The sequence below is a fragment of the Flavobacterium sp. Flavsp81 genome, from assembly GCF_059491325.1.
In genome coordinates, this window is the sequence record NZ_CP168505.1 from 4,990,417 (window position 1) to 5,014,660 (window position 24,244).

The 24,244-nt window shown below is 32.1% G+C and carries 33 protein-coding genes; 21 read left to right on the plus strand and 12 right to left on the minus strand.

Translation table 11 applies throughout. The features are described 5' to 3' along the window. The first annotated feature begins 31 nt into the window (after positions 1 to 31). From ACEN92_RS20630 to ACEN92_RS20640, 3 genes are read left to right on the plus strand one after another with little or no spacing between them, the layout of a single operon-like run. Positions 32 to 1,567, plus strand: coding sequence for a YifB family Mg chelatase-like AAA ATPase (locus ACEN92_RS20630; protein WP_495640202.1), 1,536 nt, complete (start codon positions 32 to 34; stop codon positions 1,565 to 1,567). Positions 1,568 to 1,622: 55 nt separating this feature from the next. Continuing rightward, on the plus strand, positions 1,623 to 2,255 hold the full coding sequence (locus tag ACEN92_RS20635) for a hypothetical protein (protein ID WP_495640203.1): 633 nt from the start codon (positions 1,623 to 1,625) through the stop codon (positions 2,253 to 2,255). A gap of 45 nt (positions 2,256 to 2,300) precedes the next feature. Then, complete coding sequence (locus ACEN92_RS20640; protein WP_495640204.1) at positions 2,301 to 2,549, plus strand: hypothetical protein; 249 nt, start codon at positions 2,301 to 2,303, stop codon at positions 2,547 to 2,549. Positions 2,550 to 2,606: 57 nt separating this feature from the next. Here ACEN92_RS20640 and ACEN92_RS20645 read toward each other — a convergent pair whose 3' ends face one another. Together ACEN92_RS20645 and ACEN92_RS20650 are read right to left on the minus strand one after the other, a co-directional pair. After that, positions 2,607 to 3,017, minus strand: coding sequence for a hypothetical protein (locus tag ACEN92_RS20645; RefSeq protein ID WP_495640205.1), 411 nt, complete (start codon positions 3,015 to 3,017; stop codon positions 2,607 to 2,609). Between the two features lie 9 nt (positions 3,018 to 3,026). After that, positions 3,027 to 3,227, minus strand: a complete 201-nt coding sequence (locus ACEN92_RS20650) for a hypothetical protein (RefSeq protein WP_495640206.1) — start codon at positions 3,225 to 3,227, stop codon at positions 3,027 to 3,029. Positions 3,228 to 3,353: 126 nt separating this feature from the next. Between ACEN92_RS20650 and ACEN92_RS20655 the strand changes: the two genes are divergently transcribed. The 4 genes from ACEN92_RS20655 to ACEN92_RS20670 all read left to right on the plus strand — a co-directional run bounded on the left by ACEN92_RS20655 (position 3,354) and on the right by ACEN92_RS20670 (position 5,490). Then, the gene (locus tag ACEN92_RS20655) at positions 3,354 to 3,494 is read left to right on the plus strand and encodes a hypothetical protein (RefSeq protein WP_495640207.1); all 141 of its coding nucleotides are present in this window, start codon (positions 3,354 to 3,356) and stop codon (positions 3,492 to 3,494) included. 313 nt (positions 3,495 to 3,807) lie between these two features. After that, entirely contained in the window at positions 3,808 to 4,452 is a 645-nt protein-coding gene (locus ACEN92_RS20660; protein ID WP_495640208.1) for a hypothetical protein, read from the plus strand. A 1-nt stretch (position 4,453) separates the two neighbouring features. Then, positions 4,454 to 5,083 carry a hypothetical protein gene (locus tag ACEN92_RS20665; RefSeq protein ID WP_495640209.1) on the plus strand — a complete coding sequence of 210 codons (630 nt, stop codon included), beginning with the start codon at positions 4,454 to 4,456 and terminating at the stop codon, positions 5,081 to 5,083. Between the two features lie 2 nt (positions 5,084 to 5,085). After that, on the plus strand, positions 5,086 to 5,490 hold the full coding sequence (locus ACEN92_RS20670) for a hypothetical protein (protein WP_495640210.1): 405 nt from the start codon (positions 5,086 to 5,088) through the stop codon (positions 5,488 to 5,490). A gap of 48 nt (positions 5,491 to 5,538) precedes the next feature. Here the strand turns inward: ACEN92_RS20670 and ACEN92_RS20675 are convergent, their stop codons facing one another. Next, positions 5,539 to 6,489 (minus strand): hypothetical protein, encoded by a 951-nt coding sequence (locus ACEN92_RS20675; protein ID WP_495640211.1) that lies wholly within the window; start codon positions 6,487 to 6,489, stop codon positions 5,539 to 5,541. Positions 6,490 to 6,904: 415 nt separating this feature from the next. On the opposite strand from ACEN92_RS20675, the gene ACEN92_RS20680 reads away from it, so the two are divergent. After that, complete coding sequence (locus ACEN92_RS20680) at positions 6,905 to 7,210, plus strand: hypothetical protein (protein ID WP_495640212.1); 306 nt, start codon at positions 6,905 to 6,907, stop codon at positions 7,208 to 7,210. Positions 7,211 to 7,223: 13 nt separating this feature from the next. Here ACEN92_RS20680 and ACEN92_RS20685 read toward each other — a convergent pair whose 3' ends face one another. Together ACEN92_RS20685 and ACEN92_RS20690 are read right to left on the minus strand one after the other, a co-directional pair. Further along, a complete protein-coding gene (locus ACEN92_RS20685; RefSeq protein WP_495640213.1) occupies positions 7,224 to 7,397 on the minus strand; it encodes a hypothetical protein in 174 nt (57 codons plus the stop codon). Positions 7,398 to 7,559: 162 nt separating this feature from the next. Continuing rightward, positions 7,560 to 7,754, minus strand: coding sequence for a hypothetical protein (locus ACEN92_RS20690; protein ID WP_495640214.1), 195 nt, complete (start codon positions 7,752 to 7,754; stop codon positions 7,560 to 7,562). A gap of 168 nt (positions 7,755 to 7,922) precedes the next feature. Between ACEN92_RS20690 and ACEN92_RS20695 the strand changes: the two genes are divergently transcribed. Further along, the gene (locus tag ACEN92_RS20695) at positions 7,923 to 8,459 is read left to right on the plus strand and encodes a KilA-N domain-containing protein (RefSeq protein WP_495640215.1); all 537 of its coding nucleotides are present in this window, start codon (positions 7,923 to 7,925) and stop codon (positions 8,457 to 8,459) included. Between the two features lie 83 nt (positions 8,460 to 8,542). Here the strand turns inward: ACEN92_RS20695 and ACEN92_RS20700 are convergent, their stop codons facing one another. Next, on the minus strand, positions 8,543 to 9,778 hold the full coding sequence (locus ACEN92_RS20700) for an IS1595 family transposase (RefSeq protein WP_495640216.1): 1,236 nt from the start codon (positions 9,776 to 9,778) through the stop codon (positions 8,543 to 8,545). 482 nt (positions 9,779 to 10,260) lie between these two features. On the opposite strand from ACEN92_RS20700, the gene ACEN92_RS20705 reads away from it, so the two are divergent. Further along, positions 10,261 to 10,494: a hypothetical protein gene (locus ACEN92_RS20705; protein ID WP_495640217.1), complete on the plus strand. Its 234-nt coding sequence runs from the start codon at positions 10,261 to 10,263 to the stop codon at positions 10,492 to 10,494. A 10-nt stretch (positions 10,495 to 10,504) separates the two neighbouring features. Then, on the plus strand, positions 10,505 to 10,738 hold the full coding sequence (locus ACEN92_RS20710) for a hypothetical protein (RefSeq protein ID WP_495640218.1): 234 nt from the start codon (positions 10,505 to 10,507) through the stop codon (positions 10,736 to 10,738). A gap of 423 nt (positions 10,739 to 11,161) precedes the next feature. Here the strand turns inward: ACEN92_RS20710 and ACEN92_RS20715 are convergent, their stop codons facing one another. From ACEN92_RS20715 to trmD, 3 genes are all read right to left on the minus strand, one after another. Further along, positions 11,162 to 13,384 carry an NADP-dependent isocitrate dehydrogenase gene (locus ACEN92_RS20715; RefSeq protein WP_495640219.1) on the minus strand — a complete coding sequence of 741 codons (2,223 nt, stop codon included), beginning with the start codon at positions 13,382 to 13,384 and terminating at the stop codon, positions 11,162 to 11,164. A 279-nt stretch (positions 13,385 to 13,663) separates the two neighbouring features. Beyond that, positions 13,664 to 14,014 carry a 50S ribosomal protein L19 gene (gene rplS / locus ACEN92_RS20720; protein WP_294926668.1) on the minus strand — a complete coding sequence of 117 codons (351 nt, stop codon included), beginning with the start codon at positions 14,012 to 14,014 and terminating at the stop codon, positions 13,664 to 13,666. A gap of 174 nt (positions 14,015 to 14,188) precedes the next feature. Then, the gene (gene trmD, locus ACEN92_RS20725) at positions 14,189 to 14,863 is read right to left on the minus strand and encodes a tRNA (guanosine(37)-N1)-methyltransferase TrmD (protein WP_412041934.1); all 675 of its coding nucleotides are present in this window, start codon (positions 14,861 to 14,863) and stop codon (positions 14,189 to 14,191) included. Between the two features lie 266 nt (positions 14,864 to 15,129). Between trmD and ACEN92_RS20730 the strand changes: the two genes are divergently transcribed. The 9 genes from ACEN92_RS20730 (at position 15,130) to ACEN92_RS20770 (ending at position 21,398) form a co-directional block, all read left to right on the plus strand. Beyond that, on the plus strand, positions 15,130 to 15,495 hold the full coding sequence (locus ACEN92_RS20730; RefSeq protein WP_495640220.1) for a hypothetical protein: 366 nt from the start codon (positions 15,130 to 15,132) through the stop codon (positions 15,493 to 15,495). Positions 15,496 to 15,716: 221 nt separating this feature from the next. After that, entirely contained in the window at positions 15,717 to 16,589 is an 873-nt protein-coding gene (locus ACEN92_RS20735; RefSeq protein ID WP_495640221.1) for a sugar phosphate isomerase/epimerase family protein, read from the plus strand. Between the two features lie 190 nt (positions 16,590 to 16,779). Continuing rightward, complete coding sequence (locus ACEN92_RS20740) at positions 16,780 to 17,385, plus strand: DUF7010 family protein (protein WP_495640222.1); 606 nt, start codon at positions 16,780 to 16,782, stop codon at positions 17,383 to 17,385. Positions 17,386 to 17,392: 7 nt separating this feature from the next. Beyond that, entirely contained in the window at positions 17,393 to 18,250 is an 858-nt protein-coding gene (gene blaOXA, locus ACEN92_RS20745; RefSeq protein ID WP_495640223.1) for a class D beta-lactamase, read from the plus strand. Between the two features lie 45 nt (positions 18,251 to 18,295). Further along, complete coding sequence (locus ACEN92_RS20750) at positions 18,296 to 18,988, plus strand: aspartate/glutamate racemase family protein (protein WP_495640224.1); 693 nt, start codon at positions 18,296 to 18,298, stop codon at positions 18,986 to 18,988. A 14-nt stretch (positions 18,989 to 19,002) separates the two neighbouring features. Then, positions 19,003 to 19,539, plus strand: a complete 537-nt coding sequence (locus ACEN92_RS20755; protein WP_495640225.1) for an NADPH-dependent FMN reductase — start codon at positions 19,003 to 19,005, stop codon at positions 19,537 to 19,539. Between the two features lie 16 nt (positions 19,540 to 19,555). Next, positions 19,556 to 19,903: a cupin domain-containing protein gene (locus ACEN92_RS20760; RefSeq protein ID WP_495640226.1), complete on the plus strand. Its 348-nt coding sequence runs from the start codon at positions 19,556 to 19,558 to the stop codon at positions 19,901 to 19,903. Between the two features lie 164 nt (positions 19,904 to 20,067). Then, entirely contained in the window at positions 20,068 to 21,000 is a 933-nt protein-coding gene (locus ACEN92_RS20765; RefSeq protein WP_495640227.1) for a peptidylprolyl isomerase, read from the plus strand. 92 nt (positions 21,001 to 21,092) lie between these two features. Continuing rightward, positions 21,093 to 21,398, plus strand: a complete 306-nt coding sequence (locus ACEN92_RS20770; RefSeq protein WP_495640228.1) for a cytochrome c — start codon at positions 21,093 to 21,095, stop codon at positions 21,396 to 21,398. A gap of 71 nt (positions 21,399 to 21,469) precedes the next feature. On the opposite strand, the gene ACEN92_RS20775 is transcribed toward ACEN92_RS20770, so the two are convergent. Continuing rightward, positions 21,470 to 22,024: a thioredoxin family protein gene (locus tag ACEN92_RS20775; RefSeq protein ID WP_495640229.1), complete on the minus strand. Its 555-nt coding sequence runs from the start codon at positions 22,022 to 22,024 to the stop codon at positions 21,470 to 21,472. Positions 22,025 to 22,256: 232 nt separating this feature from the next. Next, positions 22,257 to 23,150 carry an alpha/beta fold hydrolase gene (locus ACEN92_RS20780; protein ID WP_495640230.1) on the minus strand — a complete coding sequence of 298 codons (894 nt, stop codon included), beginning with the start codon at positions 23,148 to 23,150 and terminating at the stop codon, positions 22,257 to 22,259. Positions 23,151 to 23,268: 118 nt separating this feature from the next. On the opposite strand from ACEN92_RS20780, the gene ACEN92_RS20785 reads away from it, so the two are divergent. Then, positions 23,269 to 23,604 carry a tRNA-binding protein gene (locus tag ACEN92_RS20785; RefSeq protein WP_495640231.1) on the plus strand — a complete coding sequence of 112 codons (336 nt, stop codon included), beginning with the start codon at positions 23,269 to 23,271 and terminating at the stop codon, positions 23,602 to 23,604. 22 nt (positions 23,605 to 23,626) lie between these two features. Here ACEN92_RS20785 and ACEN92_RS20790 read toward each other — a convergent pair whose 3' ends face one another. Beyond that, the gene (locus tag ACEN92_RS20790) at positions 23,627 to 24,172 is read right to left on the minus strand and encodes an RBBP9/YdeN family alpha/beta hydrolase (protein ID WP_495640232.1); all 546 of its coding nucleotides are present in this window, start codon (positions 24,170 to 24,172) and stop codon (positions 23,627 to 23,629) included. Positions 24,173 to 24,244: the final 72 nt, after the last annotated feature.

Sequence of the window (24,244 nt, forward strand, 5' to 3'; positions counted from 1 at the left end):
CAATAATTTTTACAATTAAAGATATTAAAATATGCTGGTTAAAGTTTTTGGAAGCGCTGTTTTTGGAGTTGAAGCCACTACCATTACGGTTGAAGTGAATATAGATAAAGGAATTGGTTATCATTTGGTAGGATTACCGGATAATGCCATAAAAGAGAGCAGTTACCGGATTGCAGCAGCTCTTAAAAATAATGGTTATGCACTGCCGGGCAAAAAAATAACGATTAATATGGCTCCGGCCGATTTACGCAAAGAGGGTTCTGCTTATGATTTGACGTTAGCCGTTGGAATCTTAGTGGCGTCAGAGCAGATAAAAGCTGCTGAAATTGACCGATATATCATTATGGGAGAACTTTCTTTAGATGGAGGTCTGCAGCCCATACGCGGAGCTTTGCCAATTGCTATTAAAGCTAAAGAGGAAGGTTATAAAGGATTTTTTCTTCCGAAGCAAAATGTAAAGGAAGCTGCAATAGTTGCCGGATTAGATGTTTACGGGATCGAAAATGTGCAGGAAGTTATTGATTTCTTTGAAGGAAAAGGAACTCTTGAGCCAACAACGATTGATACCAGGGCTGAATTTTATAAAACTTTAGATTTTCCGGAATTTGATTTTTCTGATGTCCGCGGACAGGAAAGTATAAAGCGATGTATGGAAATCGCTGCTGCCGGAGGACATAACATAATCCTGATTGGTCCGCCCGGTGCAGGAAAAACAATGCTTGCCAAACGATTACCAAGTATTTTACCGCCAATGACTTTGCGTGAAGCATTAGAAACTACAAAAATTCATAGTGTTGCCGGTAAATTAAAAGAAGTTGGATTAATGAGTCAGCGGCCATTCCGCAGCCCGCATCATACTATTTCTAATGTTGCCCTTGTTGGTGGTGGAAGTTATCCGCAGCCCGGCGAAATCTCGATGGCACATAATGGTATTTTGTTTTTGGATGAATTACCGGAATTCAAAAGAGACGTTTTAGAAGTGATGAGACAACCACTGGAGGATCGCGAAGTTACTATTTCAAGGGCTAAATTTACAATAACCTATCCTTCCTCTTTTATGCTGGTAGCAAGTATGAACCCAAGTCCGAGTGGTTTTTTTAACGATCCAAGTTCACCAAGTACCTCTTCTCCCCATGAAATGCAGCGTTATTTGAGTAAGATTTCAGGTCCTTTACTGGATCGGATTGATATTCATATAGAGGTTACACCAGTTCCTTTCGAGAAACTATCTGATGATAATAAAGCAGAAAGCAGTGTTTTTATCAGAGAAAGGGTTACGGCCGCCAGAGAACTTCAGTCTGTCCGGTTTGAAGAAATGGCCAATATTCATTACAACGCACAAATGAGCAGTAAATTAATTCGGGAATTTTGTGTTTTGGATCAACAATCTAAAGATTTATTGAAAACGGCAATGGAACGTTTAAATCTTTCAGCAAGAGCTTATGACAGAATTTTGAAAGTTGCGAGAACTATAGCGGATTTAGATGCTGCGCCGCATATAATTTCCTCTCATATTGCTGAGGCTATTCAGTATAGAAGTTTAGATCGTGATGGATGGTTGGGGTAATTTACATCATTGAAAATTAAACATTTGTATATAATAAAGTAAAAAGTAATTATTTATGGAAGTTGTCAAAATCATTTTACAAATAGCTGGGTTTCTTGGAATTTCTTCTTTGTTTACTCTTTACATAACTGAGCGAATCAAAAATAAAATCAAGAACTCTTTTGATATTAAATTGGAAGAAGTAAAAAAGATCAATTCAAAAGAAATCTCACAATTTCAAACGGAACTTAATCATTTAAAATCTAGGGAGAATTTTAAATTTACTAAGCTGCACGAAATAAGGCTTGAAGTTTTGCAAAAAACATTTCAGTATCTAAATGAAAATTTAAGCTTGTTGGAGTATTATATTGCACCAGTTAAATTCACGCCAAAAGGTAATGACTTCGATGAAGATGAAAAGTTAGCAAGTCAACAATATAGGGAGGCTCATCATAAATTTTGGCAATACTTTAAATTCAATTCAATTTATTTTGATGAAGATATTGAAAGTTCATTAATAAGTTACTTTAAGGAATCTAGCGAAATTTTTAATTTATATGACAAAAGACTAGTTATGAAATCGATGGGTCAAACATTAGAAGGAAAAGATATGCTAGCTTCTGCTTTTGTATATAAGAAAATACCTGAAATAATTCATCCCTTAAAAAAAGAAATTGAAGTTAAGTTTCGGAAACTTTTAGGTGAATAATATTTTGATAGTTCAATTCTGCATTAGATTTAAAACCGAACAATAATGATTCAAACAGGTATTACTGCAACAGATATAATTGATTACATACAAAATAAATTAAGTGTTATAATTATTGTTCCCGCATTTATTGGTGGATTATGGCAAGCACTTGAATTGTTAAATATCTCAATACCATTTCTTAGATTTTTTTCTATATCACAAATCGTTCCTGATGGCTTGCTAATTCTTATATTATTCTTGATTCCGTTTATAGTTCCTGTTTTTTGTCTTTATTTTGATAAAATGTTTTGATAATGATATACCCAGTATACCATATTGAAAATTCCCTTTACATCACATTTCAAATTTCTAGTTGTTTGTAGAAGGGGTTAAAAATAGTAATTGATTTTTAAACTGTAATAATGCATTATGTTGCGTGTCAATCATATTTTGAAAAGTTGCAATATTACTTTTAGTGTAAATTTGGTTATTTTTCAAATCCTGATATACTTTATCAGATAAGCCTTTTTCAAACTCTTGTTTGTACATATTTAAAGTTTGCTGAAATGTTATGTTAGGATAGATTTCATGATTAGCACCGTTATTTTCATCGATATACTTTTGAAGTAATGATTGAACTTCTAAGTGCAATTTTTGAGTAGCTATAAAAACACCTAACAAGTTATTTCTTTCCTCTGTAACATCAGGTTTAGAATTGAAAGTTTTATTATATGTTAGCCAAGCTATAAGTAAACCAGCTATTCCTATAAAGATTTCCATAGAATATTATTAACTAGCTAAACCTATCATGTCTACAACTTCTTCAGGTGTAGCAGAAGTTTGGATTGTAACAACATTTTGCCCTCCCGCCAGATATATTATTGTATTGCCATCATAATCTTCATTTAACAATTTAAATTTAAGTATATAACTTATGTTTAAATAATTCTCTTGATCGTTAACATCTGTTATTTTGATAAATCCTTTCATAGTTTCGTTTTAAGTTTATCAAATATAACGAATTACTATTACCATTTAATACAATAATGATTTCAGACCCACTACGTCAAATATTGTTTAATTATATATAAACTATAAATTAGATAATGATATACCATGAAAAATCTTTCAGACCACATTCAAGAAAGTTTTGCTACTAAAGAAGACGAACAAGCAGTTATAGAGAATCTAAATGACAACTCGGAAGAAGTTGTTAATGAAGATGACACTGTAGAAAAAGAAAAACCGTCCGAATAAGGGCGGTTTCTTTTTCTAATTCTAACATACATGTATAGTTGATTAACAAGTTCTTTATAAATTTAGAAGTTAATATGCTAGTAAATTATTTAGTGGGTATAGTTAAAGTTTTTTTAATAATCATAAAATATTATAAATCTTTAAATTTAATGATATATTTGACGTATATTAGTTTATAGATAGTATAAACTAATTGTTTAAAGTTTTAATATACGCAATTAGTCAATTATATAATTTAGAAGATTGTTAGATTTTTTATCTTAGTGAAAATTATATAGATTTAGAAAATATTAAAATTTATTTTATAGCTAATATGGATTATATAAAAGTTCCTTCCAAGGATTTACAGCAGATAAAGTTTTATAATGAATTAGATTCAAAAATAAAACAAAATGCATTAGAAGCTTTAAGAGAATTTGAAAAAGGCGCAATGCCTAACACTTTTGTAAAAACTCTAATTGAAAAGACAGGGTTTTCTAGGGATCACGCAACTGGTCTTCTATCATTAATTATGAATTTTCATCATAATCAAATGACTTCTGATTTGACTAAGGAGGCATATTTTGAAAGACTATATGAATCTTTACTACAAGAAGATAATTTAGATATAGAACCCAATTTAATAATTGATATATTTAAAGAATTAATAAATAACACAAATGACAATTTATTAATAACTCTTCAAGCTCTAACATTATATGGTAATAATCAGAAAGTATTTTATGGCTCAAAAGTTTTCCATGAAATACGACCAATATTTGTTAATGATAAGAATGAAGGGTCATTATGTATTCATAAATTAAAAATTGAATTTCGTCAAAATGATGAAATTGAAGAAATTTTTATGGCTCTTGACACTGAAGATTTGCAGAAACTTAAAGAAGTAATTTCAACTGCAGAAAAAGAACTAAATCTAATCAAAGATAATAGCGATTATAAAATAATTGATTTTAAATAAGATGTACCCAGATATAATAGATAAACCTACACGGTGGACAGAGCCATCTACGATACTAGAAAAACAAAAAGTTTCTTCTATACCTTGTCGATATTTGTCTTCATTACACACAAGGGGACATTTATCAAACATTAATGAAAGTCGAATGGTAATTAATCATTTAGATCAGTGGTCTATGATAGAGTTACCTGTAACAAATGTTTCATCTGAAATAAAAATCTCTAATGAGATTATAGTTTCATTGCCAAATGAATTAAATTATCTGTCTGATACTATTTTAAAATCCAAATATATTTTAGATTTGGAAGATAATTGGGATGATGATGGTGCTGAAAAATATGAGCATAAAACTTTAAAGGTTGCAATCGACTTTTTAATAAATTTTGCTAGTTGGATATATCATACTAGACATTCACACATGTATATTCCTCAGATTTTACATAGCTCAGATAAAAGTATAGATCTTTTTTGGGAAGAAAAAGATTTTCGTTTGATCATAAATATTGGAGAAATGGGTGATAAAGCATCATTTTATTGTGATAATGTGAAAGATGTATCACAATATATTGAAGGCAATTTCAATATCGAAAATGTTAATTTTATGCTTATCCCAGCACCACAAAGAGCTTAAATATGCCATATGAAATTGAACCAATTTTAGATGATCATTTATTGTATTATCGAATACATAAAAATTATATAAATCATAATTTAAATAGTGATAAAAAAATAGTACCTGGTGCATTTAAGCCAAAAGGTAATGATGAACTATCTACAGATTGGAATAAACATACCACTCCAGAAACAGCAGTTAAAGATGCTACTTCAAATGGATTAGTTAAGTTTTTGGTATCTAAATTGAGAGAACCTTCTCTTTCTCTTGTTGTTGAACATAATCCTCTATGTGAATTATTGAATGGCGTTGATAATCGCGCACATTCTGTGATAAAAGGGCTACCGCCTAAAAACCCGTCAAAAGACAGAATGCGAATATTACTCAGAGACTTATGCGAATGGGAAATTCAATGTCCTGAATAATTTACATTAATAAAAAAATCCCGCCCATTAAGCGGGAGTTCTTGTCTATTACATCCCTAAAACTCCTTTTGAAGCTCCCAAGTTATCTGAAAATTCCTGACGAACATTTGATAGCTTATTCAAAGGCATAAATGAATAATTGCCTGCATACTTTTCATCCATTTTAGAAATTTGGTTATTAAGTTTTTGTGCTTGCGTCGTAGCATTTTTCCAAGCAGTAATATTTGCTGTTGACATCTTATTTCTCTGAACTCTATATAGCCCTAAATATTTATCCAACGTTTTTGAATGTGGAATAGTTTGTTTAATCAAAGCATCCAATTTCGTTTGATCATTATCTAATGTTGTAATATATGATGGATTCTTTTTAAGTCCATTGTAAGTCCAATCGTCTAGTTTGATTTCACATGCTTTAGATTTAATATACAAGTTTTCATCATATCGATCATTTGATTTATATTCTATATAACCTAACTTATGCACCATTTCTAAGAGTTCGCCAGTACTTTGGTCCTTAGTTAAAGAACTAATGAAATCCTCTGTCATAATATAGTAATATTGTTCTGTACCGACTTTCTGAATTAATGGATACTTTCTTGTCATCTTTCGAGTATTATAAGCTATATCTGTTGTATCACTAAATAACTCATCTGTAATAAATTGTTTGTCGATATTGACAAGTGCAGCTCGATAATTGCCCTTTAGTTTAACAAAATTACCTTTAAGGCTATCAGAGTCAATCGACATTCCCATAAGCATAAAAGTTTTTCTTTTTGAAATTGTTTTTGAAGTATCATTTATTTTGTATTCTACCTCTTTGTATAGAACAGGAAATACATCTGGGTAATCTGTCCCATATTTTTCTACAATCTGTTTTGTTACTTCTGGAGTGATGGTAAAGATTTCCTGAGAAAATGTCTTTGTAGTAAATAAAAACGTGGAAGTGGAAATAATAGCGTATGCCAAATGCATGCAGTACTTTTGATAGTGCTTTTTCATTGTGTGGTAATTAGGATTTATAAATGTTTATTGCAAAAAATAGGCGTGGACATTGCACCACACTAAATCCAGGATTACCACACCCTTAAACAAGCAATGATACAAGCCACGCCATGACGGCGTACCTCATATACATTATTTGCTTGTTAAATCGAGAAGCCGTTGGACCTCAGAGTGGTAATTCGGATTTAGCAATAACGTAATTAAGCACGAATATTTTTACAATACAAAAATAAATAAAAAGGATGACGTGGAATAATGAATGTGCAGAATGTTTTGATGGTTTATGAACAGAATATCTCTGATTTTAATTATGAAAGATGTTATATTATATAATTCAAATCTTTATATTATGTTCAAACTTCGTCTGTATAATTTTTTAAGTAACTTTATTCCTTACTTTAAAAGGAAATTTATGAATCAAGTATACAATTTAATTAAAAATGCTGTCAACGATCATGTTGGGAAATTTGAAAATAAAAGTGATTTTAGTATTTCCCTAATTGCAAATTCTGTAGAGCCAAATAGCGTTAAACATAAAATCACTCATGAAAAAGCGACTATGTTGGTTAAAATTGAATATGTTGACAATCAAATTAAATTTGGTTTTTCAGATATGACTTTCAATTCACGCGAAGAATTGCTTAAAATGAATAATTTAGTAGAATATATTGAATCAATGCCAATAGATAATTTATTAAAGAAATTGAATTTTCATTAGATAAGACTCATTGTTATCTTCCAATTGACATATCCACTAAAGACTTCGTGTTCTTCTTTTCAACCTTAGTTGCAGGAGCTACTCGAGTTAAAGCATCCAATTCTTCATCAACAAGCTTCTCTTCAAAAGCTCCTTTTAAAGACTCATTATTAAGTGTTTCTTGTATGTGTTGTGATAGTGGTTTCATAAGTATATTTTTGTATTATATATCATTTAAAAACAAAATCTATATTTTATGGATGTGCATAGTTGGTACACTCAAGTATATAAGTGTTATTTTTTTATAAGTATAATCAGACAAAAAAGTCTAGCTTATTTTAGCTAAACTTTTTTATAATAAAAATTAATTTTAATCTTCCATATTATTTTCAATTCCTGTTAGAACCTTAATTAGTTCACTAACATCACTTTTGTCCAATGTTATGTAACTTTTTTGGAGTTGTTCCTCTGCTTGTCCAACCGTTATAAACACAAGTCCTTCACTGTTTAGATAACACTGCATTTCATTATTATTCTCATCACTAAATACTAATCTTGTAGCCATATTTTTTTAATTTTCATAAAAATACAACCTTTTCTACATCGCAAATAAATAATTTTATAATACTTATACATTTTGATAATTTTTACGGTTAATAAGTGTATCCTGTTTGTTAATATCTCGTGTTTTATAAGATGTTAATTTGTAATATTTTTACAGAAAAGACATTATATGAAAACAGTAGAAGTAATTTATCAAGAGTCTAGTATTGAGTTCTTAGTCGATAAGAACAATAACATCCAAATAAATGCGACAGAAATGTCAGAGATTTTTGGTAAAAATGTTAGTGACTTCATAAATTTAAAATCAACCAAAGAATATGTTGATATTTATAGCAAGAGTGAAAATTCTAAAATTAACAAAGAAAACATATTAAATACTAAAGATCAGTCAGCAATTTTAATGGATTCAATTTTAGCGTTAAAGCTGGCTTCTTGGTTAGATTCTGGATTTGAAATCTGGCCCCATAAAATTATTGAAGATGTAAAATTCGAACATTACAATGCTCATCTTAAAGCTTTAACGGCTGAGCAGCAACAAAAAATTCATTTTGAGAAACTTTGTAGAGATGCTGTCTATCAACAAAATGAACTTGCTATACAAATTATAGAAAGCCACAGATTATTAGAAAGATTCAAATATGATAAGGGTAATGCATTAAGAAGGAATTCAAGACAAGTAAGCAATAGAACACTTTTTAGTAAATAATATCAGTTAAAAATAGATTTTACTTTACAACAATAAAAATGTAGCAGAATTCAATAATTGGATTCTGTTACATTTTAATAAATTTACGCTATTAACTGCTTATAACTCAATCTCTCATCAGAATTAATCAAGGTAAGATTAAATTGCTCCCCATCCCTCAATTTACGTACATTATAACGATAAGCAAATTCATCACAATAGAGATGTAAATGTTTTTCGCTTGTAAAGTGATACATCCCAATGATACCTCTTTTTAATAAGCCCCAGAATCCTTCAATACCATTTGTATGATAAGATCCTTTTTTAAATAGTCCTAAGTTGTGTTTAATAACTTCATGCTTATATTGTTTTTCCAATCCACGATAAGCTCGCCAACCATCACTTACTATGGTTGAACCCTTTTTCACTTTTGAATCAATGATACGTTTTAATGTTTTCCCACTTGTATTCTTTACAACCTGAGTGTAAACAAGCCCTTCATTAAGCATTCCAAAAACAGGAGTTTTCGTTTTAAGGCTTCTCCCTTGTGTATTCTGAATCTTTTTTCCTTTGCTACGGTTTTTATTTTTACCTCCTACATAAGTTTCGTCAACCTGTGTAATACCATCAAATTCGAAGTCCACTCTATTACTTATTGAATTGCGGAGTCGACTTAACATAAACCAAGCTGTTTTTTGAGTAACTCCTATATCTCTCACTAATTGATGACTACTCATACCTTTTTTATTCGATGTAAATAGAAAAACCGCCCTGAACCATTTCTGCAATGGGATTTGAGATTTTTCAAATATTGTACCAATAGTTACACTAAAAGGTAATCGACAGTCTTTGCATTTATATCGTCCTCTATCTTCCCCTCTTGTTAGAATTCGATAATGATTTTCGCGTTGACTTCCACAATGTGGACATATTGGTTCTCCATTCCAACGTAATTGTTCAAGATGTTCACGACATAATTTTTCAGAGTTTAAAATTTTGCCCATGTCGTAGGCGGATTTAAAAATCTGTACTGTATCTATCTCTATATTAGGGTGTTTTGCCATTTTTGTTTTATTAAAAATAATACTTTTTGGCGTAACTGGTAATGTTTTTCTTACTTTATTTAGACGACTTGTTAACAGTTTTATCGGGTCTGGAAACACAACAAGTGCTGGCTTAGGCGTTTCTTTTATGTCACATTTAAGTACGAATCTTAGAATATCGTCACATGTTTCTTGAAATGCAATCGGTTCACATTCAAGACTTACTTCGTCGTAGTCAAATTGTGAGAAACTGTACGAGTCGTAGCAAGAATTGAAGTCGTATTTGGTAGAGGTCATAATTTTTGATTTAGAATTATGGCGAATACAACAACATTGGAAGATTGAAAATTTAAAAGTTAAAAAGTTTGAAAAGCTGTCGAAGTAAATTACTGATATTGTTTAATTTATAAAATAAAAACCACCTGCTCGAACAGGTGGTTTTGAAAACATCATTTAGAAAATGAGCCTTATTAAATACTCAAGAATTTCAGGAAGGATTGCTTGAGAAATCGTACTAAGGATAATTTTCCAATTTAACTTAATCAGATTGAAAAAGGTTTGTAGATGATTTTTGATTTGCTGACACACAGCTGAAATGAAATTTAGTATACTCAAAGTATTTTTTATTATTAATATTTGAGAATTCAACAACATTGTCTTTGAAATCAATTTCATTTTTGAAAAGTTAGAAAATGATAAAAAAGCATGCCTTCCAAGGCATGCTTTTTTAATTGTTTTTACGAACATCTTCGTATCTTTATTCAAACTAAAAACCATATATGATTTGGATAGATTACCCTCGCTATAGACCTGACATTTCAAGAACTTATTTAGTTTCTATCGAAAGACAAACCCCTCATGTTGGTGGAAATTTCACTTTTAAATATGTCGCATATTATGATGCTAATACTGGTCATTGGCATAAATGTGATGGGTTTGACGATGATATCTTTAAAGAGATAATTACTGATCGAGTGATTGGATGGATAGATGTTCCTACCTATCTTGTATAAAATTGAGACTATGAAAAACAAATTAATAGCTTTATTGCAAAAACTGATAATAACAACTGATAAAACAGACTTGGTTAATATAAAAGTCTTTATAATGGGAAAAACTTTATTTTTAGCGCGTCCAAAAACATCTGGTGAAATTGCGAATATTATGAATGCTGTAAATTCATATATTGAATTACCAAATGCAAAGAATATAGAAAATGTTGAAAAAGTTATTGAAAGATTAAATGGACGATTTTGAATCCTTATAAATATTAAAAATCCACTTCAATTAAGTAGTGGATTTTAATTGGTATACTGGGTATATCATTATCATAAATTTTTATTAAATGATAAGCTTGATAATGTTGAAAATATATATTCAGTCTTAGATAAAACATATCCCAAAACTAAAAGGAGAATACTTTACTTCAATGATAAATATATATTTGTTGAGATAATTTCTACGGATAAAAAAACAAAGAAGTCGACAGAAAAAATTCACATTATGGAACTTGATAATATCTTTAAAGAGTAGTTGTTTTTTATTAATAACAAAAAAACTACTTCTTTTAATAGTTTAATTTTGTTTGAAATTTCATTTTCTTTTGCAACCAGCACAAAAAAAAGACAACCGTTTCCAGTTGTCTTTTTAAATATAAATAGGTTTTACTATTTCTTAATATTATGCTATTTTAGCAATAATAGCATTGAATGTTTCACTAGGACGCATTGCTTTACTGGTTAATTCAGGATTTGGTTGATAATAACCACCAATATTTTGAGGTTTACCCTGTGCAGCAATTAATTCAGCGTCTATTTTAGCTTCATTTGCTTCAAATTCAGCAGCAATTGGAGTAAAGATAGCTTTCAATTCGGCATCTTTGTTTTGGGCAGCCAAAGCCTGAGCCCAATAAAATGCTAAATAAAAGTGAGAACCACGGTTGTCAATCTGACCAACTTTACGAGCCGGTGATTTATCGTTTGCTAAGAATTTGTCATTAGCTTCGTCAAGTGTTTCGGCTAAAACAATTGCTTTAGAGTTATTTAAAGTTTGTCCTAAATGCTCTAATGAAGCACCAAGAGCTAAAAATTCCCCTAATGAATCCCAACGTAAATAACCTTCCTGAGTAAATTGCTCAACGTGTTTAGGAGCAGAACCTCCGGCACCGGTTTCGAACAATCCACCGCCATTCATTAACGGAACGATAGATAACATTTTAGCTGATGTTCCTAGTTCTAAAATTGGGAATAAGTCAGTTAGGTAATCACGCAATACGTTTCCTGTTACAGAGATAGTATCTAAACCTTTGATGATTCTGTCTAAAGTAAATTCAGTAGCAGCAATAGGGTTTAAGATACGGATGTCTAAGTTTGTAGTATCGTAATCCTTTAAATATTTTTGAACTTTTACAATCAATTCTCTGTCATGTGCTCTGTTTTCATCTAACCAGAAAACAGCAGGAGTTGCAGATAAACGAGCTCTGTTTACAGCTAATTTAACCCAGTCCTGAATAGGAGCATCTTTCGCCTGACACATTCTGAAAATGTCGTTGGTTTCAACATTTTGTTCCATTAAAACGGTTCCTTTATTGTCAACTACACGAACAACACCGTCAGCTTGCAATTGGAAAGTTTTATCATGAGACCCGTATTCTTCCGCTTTTTGGGCCATCAAACCTACATTAGGAACACTTCCCATTGTTCTGGGATCAAAAGCACCATGTTTTTTACAGAAATCTATAGTGGCAGTATAAAGTCCGGCATAAGAACGGTCTGGAATAACAGCGATAGTATCTTGCTGTTTCCCTTCTTTATTATACATCTGTCCGGAAGTACGGATCATTGCCGGCATAGAAGCATCAACAATAACATCAGAAGGAACATGTAAGTTTGTAATTCCTTTATCAGAGTTTACCATTGCCAAAGCTGGTCCGTTTTCAATCGCCTGATTGATTGCGGCTTCTACTTCAGCCTGTTCAGGTCTTCCTGCAATTTTTGCATAGATATCGCCTAAACCATTTCTGGTATCAATATTTATTTCATTGAATAAAGCTTCATATTTTTTGAAAACATCAGCAAAATAAACTTCAACGATAGCTCCAAAGATAATTGGATCTGAAACTTTCATCATAGTCGCTTTTAAATGCACAGAAAGTAAAACGCCTTCTTTTTTAGCTTCAGCAATAGCTTCGGCAGCAAAAGATTTTAAAGTTTTTACACTTAAAACAGAACTGTCAATGATTTCACCTGCTTTTAATGGAGTACTTGCTTTTAAAACAGTAGTAGTTCCGTCTTTCGCCACAAATTCGATTTTTACATCATTAGCTTCTGCTACAGTCAGTGACTTTTCACTTCCGTAGAAATCACCGTTTGGCATAGAAGCTACTTTAGTTTTTGAATCGGCTGACCATGCACCCATTGAGTGTGGATTTGCTTTTGCAAAGTTTTTTACTGCTCTTGGAGCTCTACGGTCAGAATTCCCTTCACGTAAAACAGGATTTACTGCAGAACCTAAAACTTTAGCATATTTTGATTTGATTTCTTTTTCAGCATCATTCTGAGGCTCTTCAGGAAAATCAGGTATTTTGTAACCGTGTGATTGTAATTCAGCAATAGCAGCTTTTAATTGCGGTACTGACGCAGATACGTTTGGTAATTTAATGATGTTAGCTTCAGGTTGTGTAGCCAATTGACCCAGTTCAGCCAAAGCATCTCCGGTTTTCTGAGCATCTGTTAAAAATTCAGGAAAATTAGATAAAATTCTACCTGCTAACGAAATGTCTCTTGTTTCAATAGCAATACCGGCCGTAGCAGTAAATGCCTGAACAATAGGTAAAAAAGAGTAAGTCGCTAACAATGGCGCCTCATCAGTTAAGGTGTAAAAAATTTTTGAATTCTGTGTCATTTTTTTTTTTTTTTATAATCGTATCGCTGGAAGTCAGCAATTTCAAGGTATAGTTGGCTCAAAATGAGCGGAGCAAATATAATAAAAACAGTCCGAAAACGGTTTAGTTTTCAAGAGAAATCATGAAATTATTAGATTGTGATTTTGAAGCTTATTAATTATCAAATCGATGATTTTGGAGGCCGGGAATTACAGTTTTAGTATTTTGGAAATTGCCTCAAAAAAAAAACTCGTTTCAAATTACCTGAAACGAGTTTTTTATAACAAAGAGATAAATGACTATCTTCTTTTATCTTTAATCTTAGCTTTTTTACCAGTAAGTTCTCTGAAGTAGAAAATTCTCGCTCTACGAACAGCACCTTTCTTGTTGATTTCAATTTTTTGCAAAGCTGGCAAGTTTACCGGGAAGATACGCTCTACACCAACAGCTCCAGACATTTTACGAATAGTAAAAGTTTCTGTGTTACCAGAACCTCTTCTTTGAATAACAACTCCTTTAAAAAACTGAGTTCTTGTTTTTTCACCCTCTTTAATTTCGTAGAAAACTGTGATAGTATCTCCAGCTCCAAAAACAGGGAAATCTTTTTTCTCAACTAATTCGGTTTGAACGAATTTCATTAAATCTGCCATGATAATTTTAATTATGGTTTTTATATAGAGCAACATTCACGGATCTCGCCAGAGGTTAGTCTAATTCGGGTGCAAATGTAATTAAAAAAATATAAATTCCAATAAAATAAATTCCAAATTCCAATTTAGTAACTAGTTGATCCGTTGGGATTTGGGATTTTAAAAATTTGAACTTTATTCCAGAAGATCCGGGCGTCTGTTTTTAGTATGTTCGTAAGCCATATCTTCACGCCATTTGTCAATTTTAGCAAAATGTCCGCTGGTTAAAACTTCAGGAACTTTCCATCCTTTATAATCTGCGGGTCTTGTATATATAGGTCCTGAAAGTAAATTATCCTGAAAACTATCTGTCAATGCAGAAGTTTCATCGCTTAAAACACCAGGAATCAATCGGATTAGCGCATCTGACAAAACTAAGGCACCTAATTCACCTCCGGATAAAACATAATCGCCAATCGAAATTTCTTTGGTAATAAAATGATCGCGTACGCGTTGATCTACACCTTTATAATGTCCACACAAAATAATAATGTTTTCATACATTGACATGGTGTTAGCCATTTTTTGATTCAGCGTTTCTCCGTCAGGCGACATATAAATGATTTCGTCGTATTCACGTTCGCTTTTCAAATGAGTAATACAGGCATCAATAGGCTGTACTGTCATTACCATTCCAGCGCCTCCACCAAAGGGATAATCGTCGACACTTTTCTGTTTATTAGTAGTGTAGTCACGTAAATTATGAAAATGAACTTCAACCAAACCTTTGTCAATGGCACGTTTCATAATCGAAGCCTCAAACGGACTCCTTAATAATTCCGGCAAAATAGTTATAATGTCAATTCGCATTTTTTGTTCTTCAATAGTCTAGGGTGCAAAGATACAAAGTTAATATTTGAGAAAGTTTAAAAAACAAGAATCAATAAAATAAGGTTTTAATTGTAGATGATTAAGAACTCAATACTATGTTTTTAATGGTTTAATTTATTGTATTTCAATTAAGTAAATAATAATTATATAATGTTAAAACGCATTTATGTAAAATTTTATATTTATTTTTAATTACTCTTACAAAGGTTTAATCATTACCAAAAACGTTCTAAAATAGTAATCTTATGAAGAAAATAATACTAATAACAGCTGTATTTATTTTGCATATTTCTTGTTCTAATACAAAAAATACAATGAGTGCATGGGTAGGAAAAACAAAACAAAGCTTTATTAAAAGCTGGGGACCACCGGTGCGCACATTAAATAATGATACAAATGGTGAAATACTTATTTATGCAGATCAAATTTATGCAAATTCAAATAATCAGCATAGTTCTACAATAGCAGGTTCTAACTATTGGGATTATATGTTTGTATATGTAAATAGCGAAGGAAAAATTGCTACATGGCGAAAGGAAAAACAAGTATTTCCTCCCCAGCAAATTAATGCAGGCGAATTGACAGGCACAAAATTTCTTAGTGTGAAATAATTTTGCCTTTTGTACTTGCAATAAAATTAAACATCTATGCTTCAGATGAGAAACATATTGTTGTCAAATTTGTTTCACAGGAGCTGCTGCAGACAGTTCTGATTCAAGTTGCCCGCTTGTACCATTTTCACAATCGAAAATAGAAAATAACCAGGGTTTTACCTATTTTGATGATTCAAAATTTGAGAATAAAGTTTAAATTTACTTTATAAAATAAAATAATGACCTCCAGACGAAACTTTATAAAAAACAGCAGTTTGGCCACTGTTGCTGTTTTAACTTTACCATCATTAGCTTTCAGTATGAATAAAAAGGAAATTGGTTTGCAATTGTACACCTTACGGGACGAACTGTCAAAAAATGTAAAAGCTGTTTTAGAAAAAGTAGCTTTGGCGGGGTTTACAACTGTTGAAACCTATAGTTTTTCGATTAAAGATCAGTTTTGGGGATTATCGGCAACAGAGCTGAAAAAAATATTAGATACAAACAATTTAAAAGCAATAAGCGGTCATTACGGAATTGGCAGTTTTTTGGCAAATGGAAATACAATTGAACTTGAAGCAGCAATTCATGCTGCGAAAATTTTGGAAAGCGAATACCTGACAATCCCGTGGATAGATCCGTCTTTTAGAAGTAATATCGATGATTATAAAAAGATTGCTGCCCGATTAAATGGAGCCGGAAAAATGTGTCAAAAAGCCGGTTTAAAACTAGCCTATCACAATCACGATTTTGAATTTGAAAACTATAACGGAATCACGGGTTATGACATTTTATTAAAAGAAACCGATCAGGATTTGGTTTATTTTGAAATAGATTTATATTGGGTTGTTCGCTCGGGAAAAAATCCATTGCAATTGTTTAAAGAAAATCCGGGCCGTTTTAAAATGTGGCATGTTAAGGATATGGATAAACTAAAACCGGAATTAAATACAGAAGTCGGTTCAGGTTCAATAGATTTTAAACCTATTTTTAAAGAAGCAAAGCTTGCAGGAATGAAACACTTTTTTGTAGAACAGGAGAATAATTTTGCAGTAAATTCTTTTGAGTCTATAAAAAAAAGCTGTGATTTTATTTCGAAGGACTTAATTTAAGCAAAAAGTGTAAATTTGAGAAAACGTCTTTATGTCTCTTAAAAGCATTGTCATCCTGAGCGGAGTCGAAGGCTTTTACCGAAAAAAGCTTCGACTAAGTTTATCCTCAGCGAAACCGAATGGACTCAACCAGACACCTTTTGAATTACACACAACTCATTAATAAATAAAAACTAAAGAAAAATTTATAATGGAATTAAACACAAAAAAAGAGATCGAAAAAGCAATTGGCGGATTATTTTTTATGATTATTAACACAGTAATATGGACTTTGATCGCCGAATATTATTTGGAGAATAAAGACAACAGGATTGTTGGGTTTTTAATTGGGATTGTAATTTTAGGATTTTTATTTTTTTATGTTCGCTTTACAAAATATTATAAAATGTTGCCTGATTCTGGTACCGAAAATAAAACGGATGAAGAAGATAAAAAGGATAAGCGGTTTCTATGGGTTTTTGGTTTGGAAGGATTAGGAATTTTTTTGGCAAAAAACATATTGATGAACATAAACCACAATGAATTGTTTATTCCGTTTTTTGCTTTAATCGTCGGGCTTCACTTTTTTCCTTTAGGTAAATTATTCAAAAGAAAGTTTGATTATTATATGGGAATCTGGACTTCTACAGTGGCAATTATTGGACTGTATGTCATAATTCAAAAAATGACAACAGTGAATCTGGTTAACGCAATTATTAGTATTTGCTGTGCAATTTCAACAATTTGCTACGGCGTAAAAATGATAATAAGCGGTCAGAAAGCAATAACAAATAGAATAAAATCTCAGAAAATATAATCTTAAAATGAAAAGAATATTACTATTATTAAATCTGTTTTTACTGATAAATTTAAATGTGAATTGCCAGTCTAAAAATGATGGTGATAAAGCCGAAGTAAAAAAAGAAACTAAAAAATCTAAAAAAGTTGTTGTTCCTCAATTTGAAAAAATCTTGGACAGTTTAAAGGTTAAAGGCTCTATATTAGTTTATGACTTTAATAAAAATACTTATTATTCCAATGATTTTGAGTGGGAGAAGGATGGGAACATTCCGGCATCAACATTCAAAATCCCAAATTCGATTATAGCACTGGAAACCGGAGTTGTAAAAAATGATTCCGTAATCTTTAAATGGGATGGAAAAAAAAGAAGAATTGAAGCATGGGAGCAGGATTTGACTTTAAAACAGGCATTTAAAGTCTCCTGTGTGCCTTGTTATCAGGAAGTCGCCAGAAAAATTGGTGTCAGGCGAATGAAAGCCTATCTTAAAAAACTAAATTATAATACAATGGTTTTCGATACTTTGACGATTGATAATTTTTGGCTGGAAGGGAAATCGAAAATTTCTCAAATACAGCAAATTGATTTTTTAAAAAGATTGTATTTCTCTGAATTGCCTATTTCGAAAAGAACAGAATCTATAATGAAAGATATTATGGAGATTGAAAAGACAGATCATTATATTTTAAGAGGAAAAACGGGTTGGGGAATTAATAAAGGTATTGATAATGGATGGTTTGTTGGATATGTTGAAAGAAAGGACGGAGCTTACTTTTTCGCAACAAGTTTAAAACTGACAAAAGAAACAAAGAGAGATGATTTTCTAACAATCAGGACTAATGCGACAAAAGAAGCGTTAATAAATCTTAAAGTAATAGATTAACAATTTAATGTAAAATAAAAATCTCAGAATTGGGAAAAAACAAATATGAAAAAACTAGGACTTGTAGGCGGAATCAGCTGGGTTTCGACAATTGATTATTACCGATTTATAAATGAAGGAATCAACGAAAAATTAGGAGGGCTCAATTTTGCAGAGTGTATTATTTATTCATTGAACTTTAACGATTTTCAGGGAAATAATACTAATAATAATTGGGATGCAACTTTTGAATTGCTTTTAAATGCCTGCAAAAATTTAGAAAAAAGTGGTGCCGAAGCGATTGTTTTATGCGCGAATACGGCACATGCAGTTTCTGACAGACTTGAAAAAGAAATACAGCTTCCTATTATTCATGTTGCAACAGCTACAGCAGACAAAATAAACGAACAAGGATTAAAAAAAGTAGGTTTGTTGGGGACAAAATTCACGATGGAAATGGATTTTTACTTCAAAAAACTGGCAGAAAACAATATTGAAGCAATAGTTCCTTTTCTTCAGGAGGAGCGTGATTTTATTCAGCAGACTTTAAAAGAAGAATTAGGAAGAGGAATAATCAAGGAACAAACCAAAAGAGCCTATCTTTCGATTATCGAAAAATTAATTGAAAATGGTGCTGAGGGAATTATTTTGGGCTGTACCGAAATCCCGATGTTGATTAGTCAGGAAGATGTTGCCGTCCCGGTTTTTGATACTACAAAAATACATTCAGAAGCAGCGGTAAATTTTGCAGTTTCATAGATTAAAAAATTGAAATGCCTAATAAGAAAAAAATAATTGCTGTTTCCGGAAGTACAAGAAAGAATTCCGGTAATTTTAAAATTCTGAAATTTATTTCAGAGCACATCAATAATCAGTATAAGGTTGAAATATTCGAAGATTTAGAGAAGATTCCGCACTTTAACCCAGATTTGGATACCGAAAATCCACCGGAAGAAGTAACGATTTTTAGAAATAAAATTTTGGCTGCTGATGGTGTCATAATCTGTACGCCGGAATATGTTTTCAGTTTGCCGGGAAGTTTAAAAAATGCTTTGGAATGGTGTGTTTCGACAACTGTTTTTTCAAATAAAAAAGTAGGTTTAATTACTGCTTCGGCATCAGGAGAAAAAGGACATGAGCAATTAAGCCTGATAATGAAAACAATTGAAGCTAAGTTTGATGATAAAACGCAGCTTTTGATACAGGGAATTCGGGGTAAATTAGATATTGATGGAAATATTATTGATGAAAAAACGTTGCTTAATCTTCGGGAATTCATCAGGAATTTTGAAAAACATATTGAAAATTAATAATAAATAAAAAAGTATGGAAAGTTCTGTTACAAGTAATGAGTTTCTTTTTGCAGAAGAAATAGAATGGGAAGTTGTTGGTGAAGGTATAAAACGTAAAATTTTGGCTTTTGATAATCGCGCAATGTTAGTCAATGTCTATTTTGAAACTGGAGCTATTGGTGCTTTGCATGAACATTATCATACTCAGGTTACATATGTGGCAAAAGGTAAATTTGATGTTACTATAAATGGTACTACAAAAATGCTCAAAGAAGGAGATAGCTTTTACATTCCGCCTCACGCAGTTCATGGTGTTTTATGTGTAGAAGAAGGAATACTGATAGATGTTTTTAGTCCAATGAGGGAAGACTTCATGAAATAAAGGCTCTTTAGAATAGATTTTGTGACCGTTACCATTGGATGTGCGGTTTTGCACTATTATCATTATTAGTCTACGGACTTATAAATCAAATCCTAAAAAATAGAAAGCACAAATTGATATAAAATTAATTCGTAAATTTGCATTCAAAATTAAAAATAACAACAATGGAAAACGGAATATACGCTAAATTCAACACAAGTAAAGGTTCGATTTTAGTAAAACTTGCGCATGATTTAGCTCCTGGTACCGTAGGGAATTTTGTAGCTCTTGCAGAAGGAAATATGGAAAATAAAATAAAGCCTCAGGGACAAAAATTCTATGATGGATTAACGTTTCACAGAGTAATTCCTGATTTTATGATTCAGGGAGGTTGCCCTAAAGGAATAGGAAGCGGAGATCCGGGTTATAAATTTGATGATGAATTTCACCCAAGTTTAAAACACGATCGCCCGGGAGTTTTGGCAATGGCAAATTCAGGACCTGCAAGTAATGGTTCTCAATTTTATATCACACACGTTCCGACTTCCTGGTTAGATAACAAACATACTGTTTTTGGACATGTTATTGAAGGTCAGGATGTTGTTGATGCTGTGGCTCAGGGGGATGCTCTTGAAACTTTAGAAATTATAAGAGTAGGGGAAGAAGCTGAAAAATGGAATGCTATTGAAGCTTTTATCGCTTTAAAAGGTGCCCGTCTAAAACGTGATGCTGCTTTAAAAGCAGAATCTGAAGCAAAAATGGAACAATTGGCTGCCGGTTTTGATAAAACGGATAGTGGTTTACGTTATAAAATGATTCAAAAAGGAGATGGTAAAAAAGCTGAGGCAGGTAAAACGGTTTCTGTACATTACGAAGGATCTTTAGAAACAGGAAAAGTTTTTGATTCATCTTACCCACGCAAAAAACCAATTGAATTCAGACTGGGACAAGGTCAGGTTATTGAAGGATGGGATGAAGGTATTGCTTTATTGCAGGTAGGAGACAAAGCCCGTTTTGTGATTCCATCTGATTTAGCTTACGGAGCAGCAGGTGCAGGAGGGGTTATTCCTCCAAATGCTACTTTGATTTTTGACGTCGAATTAATGGACGTAAAATAAGTAATTAGATTAGTTTTAAATAGTCTTAAATAATAAATCCCATTCACTTGACGAATGGGATTTTTTTTATATTTACTTAAAAAACATAGTCAATGAAATATAAATTTTTCACCCTTGCAGCAATAACCTTGTTTATGGTTTCCTGCGGTACACAAAAGAATACTCCGGTCGCTGCAATACAGCCAGCTGAAACTGTAAATGCTGTGGCTTTGGCACCTGAACTGGCTGAAGGTAAAAACATGTACGAAAACAATTGTGCAAAATGCCATAAATTGTTCGAGCCGAAAAAATTTACACAGGAAGAATGGTATCCAATTTTGGAAAGGATGCAGAAAAAAGCGAAGCTGGATAATGTTCAAATGGCTTCTATAACAAATTATATCCATTCGCAATTATAAAGTAAAAAGCACAATACAAATTTCACTAATTTGCACGAAGTTATTTAGTGTGAATTGGTGAAATTCGTGTTTTATTTCCATTTAATATTACAGCCAATACTTGGTTTTTGAGTTTCATTTAAACTTCTGTTATAAATTAAAGCATCAATAGCACTTCGTAAATCACTTCCGCTTAACGGAATTCCATTATTAGGTCTCGAATCATCCAATTGTCCACGATAAAATAAACGATCCCGATTATCAAATAAATAAAAATCAGGAGTACAGGCAGCATCATAAGCTTTAGCCACTTCCTGGGTTTCATCAAATAAATAAGGAAAATCTATTTTGTTTTGAAAAGCAAATTCCGTCATCATTTCGGGAGAATCCTGCGGAAATTTTTCAATATCATTACTTGAAATTGCAATTACGCCAAGTCCCTGTACCCGATAATCATTTGCAATCATTACAATTTCATTGATAACATGAAGCACAAATGGGCAATGATTGCACATAAAAATGACAAGGGTTCCTTTCGATCCTTTTAAATCTTCAAACGTATAGTTATAATTGGAATTCGTGTCTTTAAGTCTGAACTCTGGAGCAATAGTTCCAAGAGGTAACATATTTGAAGGAGTCTGTGCCATTTTTTAGAATCTTTATTCAAAAATAATCTAAATTCTTAAAGAAAGAGCACAAGTATAAAAAATATCCAAAGAAGCACCTATTTTTAAAATAGTCAGCTCTTTGGATATTAGTTTATTAGTTATGAACGCATTCGACTTCGCTCAGGATAAACTTAGTCGATGGCTTTTTACTTCGGAAGAGCTTCGACTCCGCTCAGCCTGACACCTTTGAATTTACACCCAAACAGGTGAGTTATGAGTTTAAAAAATCAAGCAAATCTTCATTTAGCCGCTCCCTTTCTGTATAGAATAATCCATGTGGAGCACCTTCATAAACAAGATAGGTGTTGTTTGCAATTGACTCGGCTGCTTTTTGTGAAGTAAGTCCAATCGGGACTATTTTATCGTCATTTCCATGAATGATCAGGGTAGGAACTTTTATTGTATGAAGTTCGTCTCTAAAATCGGTATTCGAAAAAGATTCGGCACATTTTAATGTTGCACGCGGAGACGCAAAAGAGCATAACATTCTGTAATATTCCAATAAAGGTGTACTTAAGGGTTTGTTGATGATATTTATACCGAAAAATGTTTTTCCAAAATTATCTACAAACCCTATTCGGTCTTCTTTGATAGCAGCTGCAGTTACTTCGCTTTTTTCTCTCGGATGTCCATTGGGATTATCGTCTGTTTTTAATAAAAAAGGAATAATCGATGAAATTAAAGCTGCTTTTGTAACACCTTTTCCGTTATGACGGCTAAAATAACGGACTACCTCGCCACCACCCATAGAAAAGCCTACAAGTGTTGCATTTTCCAGTTGCAGCTGATTAATAATTTCACTTAAGTCATCTGTCAAAGTATCATAATCATAACCATCCCAGGGTTGTGATGATTTGCCAAAACCGCGGCGGTCATAAGCAATTACCCTGAAATTATTCTGTATTAAAAATTCTATTTGATATTCCCACATTTCATTAGAAAGCGGCCATCCATGAATCAGGATTACGGGTTTTCCTCTGCCATAATCTTTTACATATAGCTTTACGTTTTGAGCTGTTTCAATGTATTTATCCGTATTTTGTTGCAGGACATCAAAATCTGATTCACTGATAGCCTGAAAGGTATTTATTATACTATTTTCCATTTTTATATTTTTTAGCGTTAACTTATAAAGTTAGAAGAAGTGCTAAAAAAATGATTATAGAATTAGGAGTAATAATTACAAAATTAATAGGTTTGTAAATAAAGTAATTAATAAGAATATGGATTTAACCTGGAATGAATTTGAAAGAATCGACATGCGTGTTGGAACGATAGTCGAAATAAGTGATTTTCCCGAAGCAAGAAAACCTGCTTATCAGCTCACGATTGATTTTGGTACAGAAATAGGTGTCCGAAAATCTTCGGCACAAATTACCAAACGTTATTCAAAAGAAGATTTATTGAGCAGACAAATTGTAGCCGTTGTTAATTTTCCTAAAAAGCAAATAGGTAAATTCATGAGCGAATGTCTGGTTCTTGGCGCTGTTGGTCAGGAGGGGGATGTTATTTTGTTAGCTCCTGATTTTAAAATTGAAAACGGATTGCGAATAGGATAATTTTTAGTTTTCAGTTGCAATACTAAGAGATTTTCTTGATCAATTGTTCTAAAATCAACTGCCCTTCTTCCCAATATTTTAAATCAGAATCAGAGTTGATGTGTCCCTTTTGTCCCACATTTACAAAATCGCTTCCCCACATTTGAGCAAAATATTGTTTTCTTTCAAATGATGCATAAGGATCATTTTCGCTGGCTACAACAATTGATGGAAAAGGCAGTTTTATAGTTGGCATTGGAGAAAAGTTTCTAACACTTTCCGGAGTATGTTGAGGTGAATCTACGTCTGCAGGAGCGACTAATAAAGCTCCAACTATATTTTTGTTATTATTTGAAGCTGCCCAATGCAGAACTAAAGAAACTGCCAAACTGTGTGCCACAAGAATAGTCGGATTATTTAGTTTAGAAATTTCTTCGTTTAATCTTTTGAGCCATTCTTCACGAACAGGTTCATCCCAATTGTCCTGAATAATTCGGTTCGAGTTTTTAAATTTTTCATGCCAAAAGGTTTGCCAGTGTTTTTCGCCTGAATTTCCCAGTCCTGGTAATATTAATAAATTTGTTTCCATTGCCGTGGATTTATTTTAGAGATTATTTTTATTGATTGCTGAATAGTATTGGATCAGTTATAATTTCAGAAA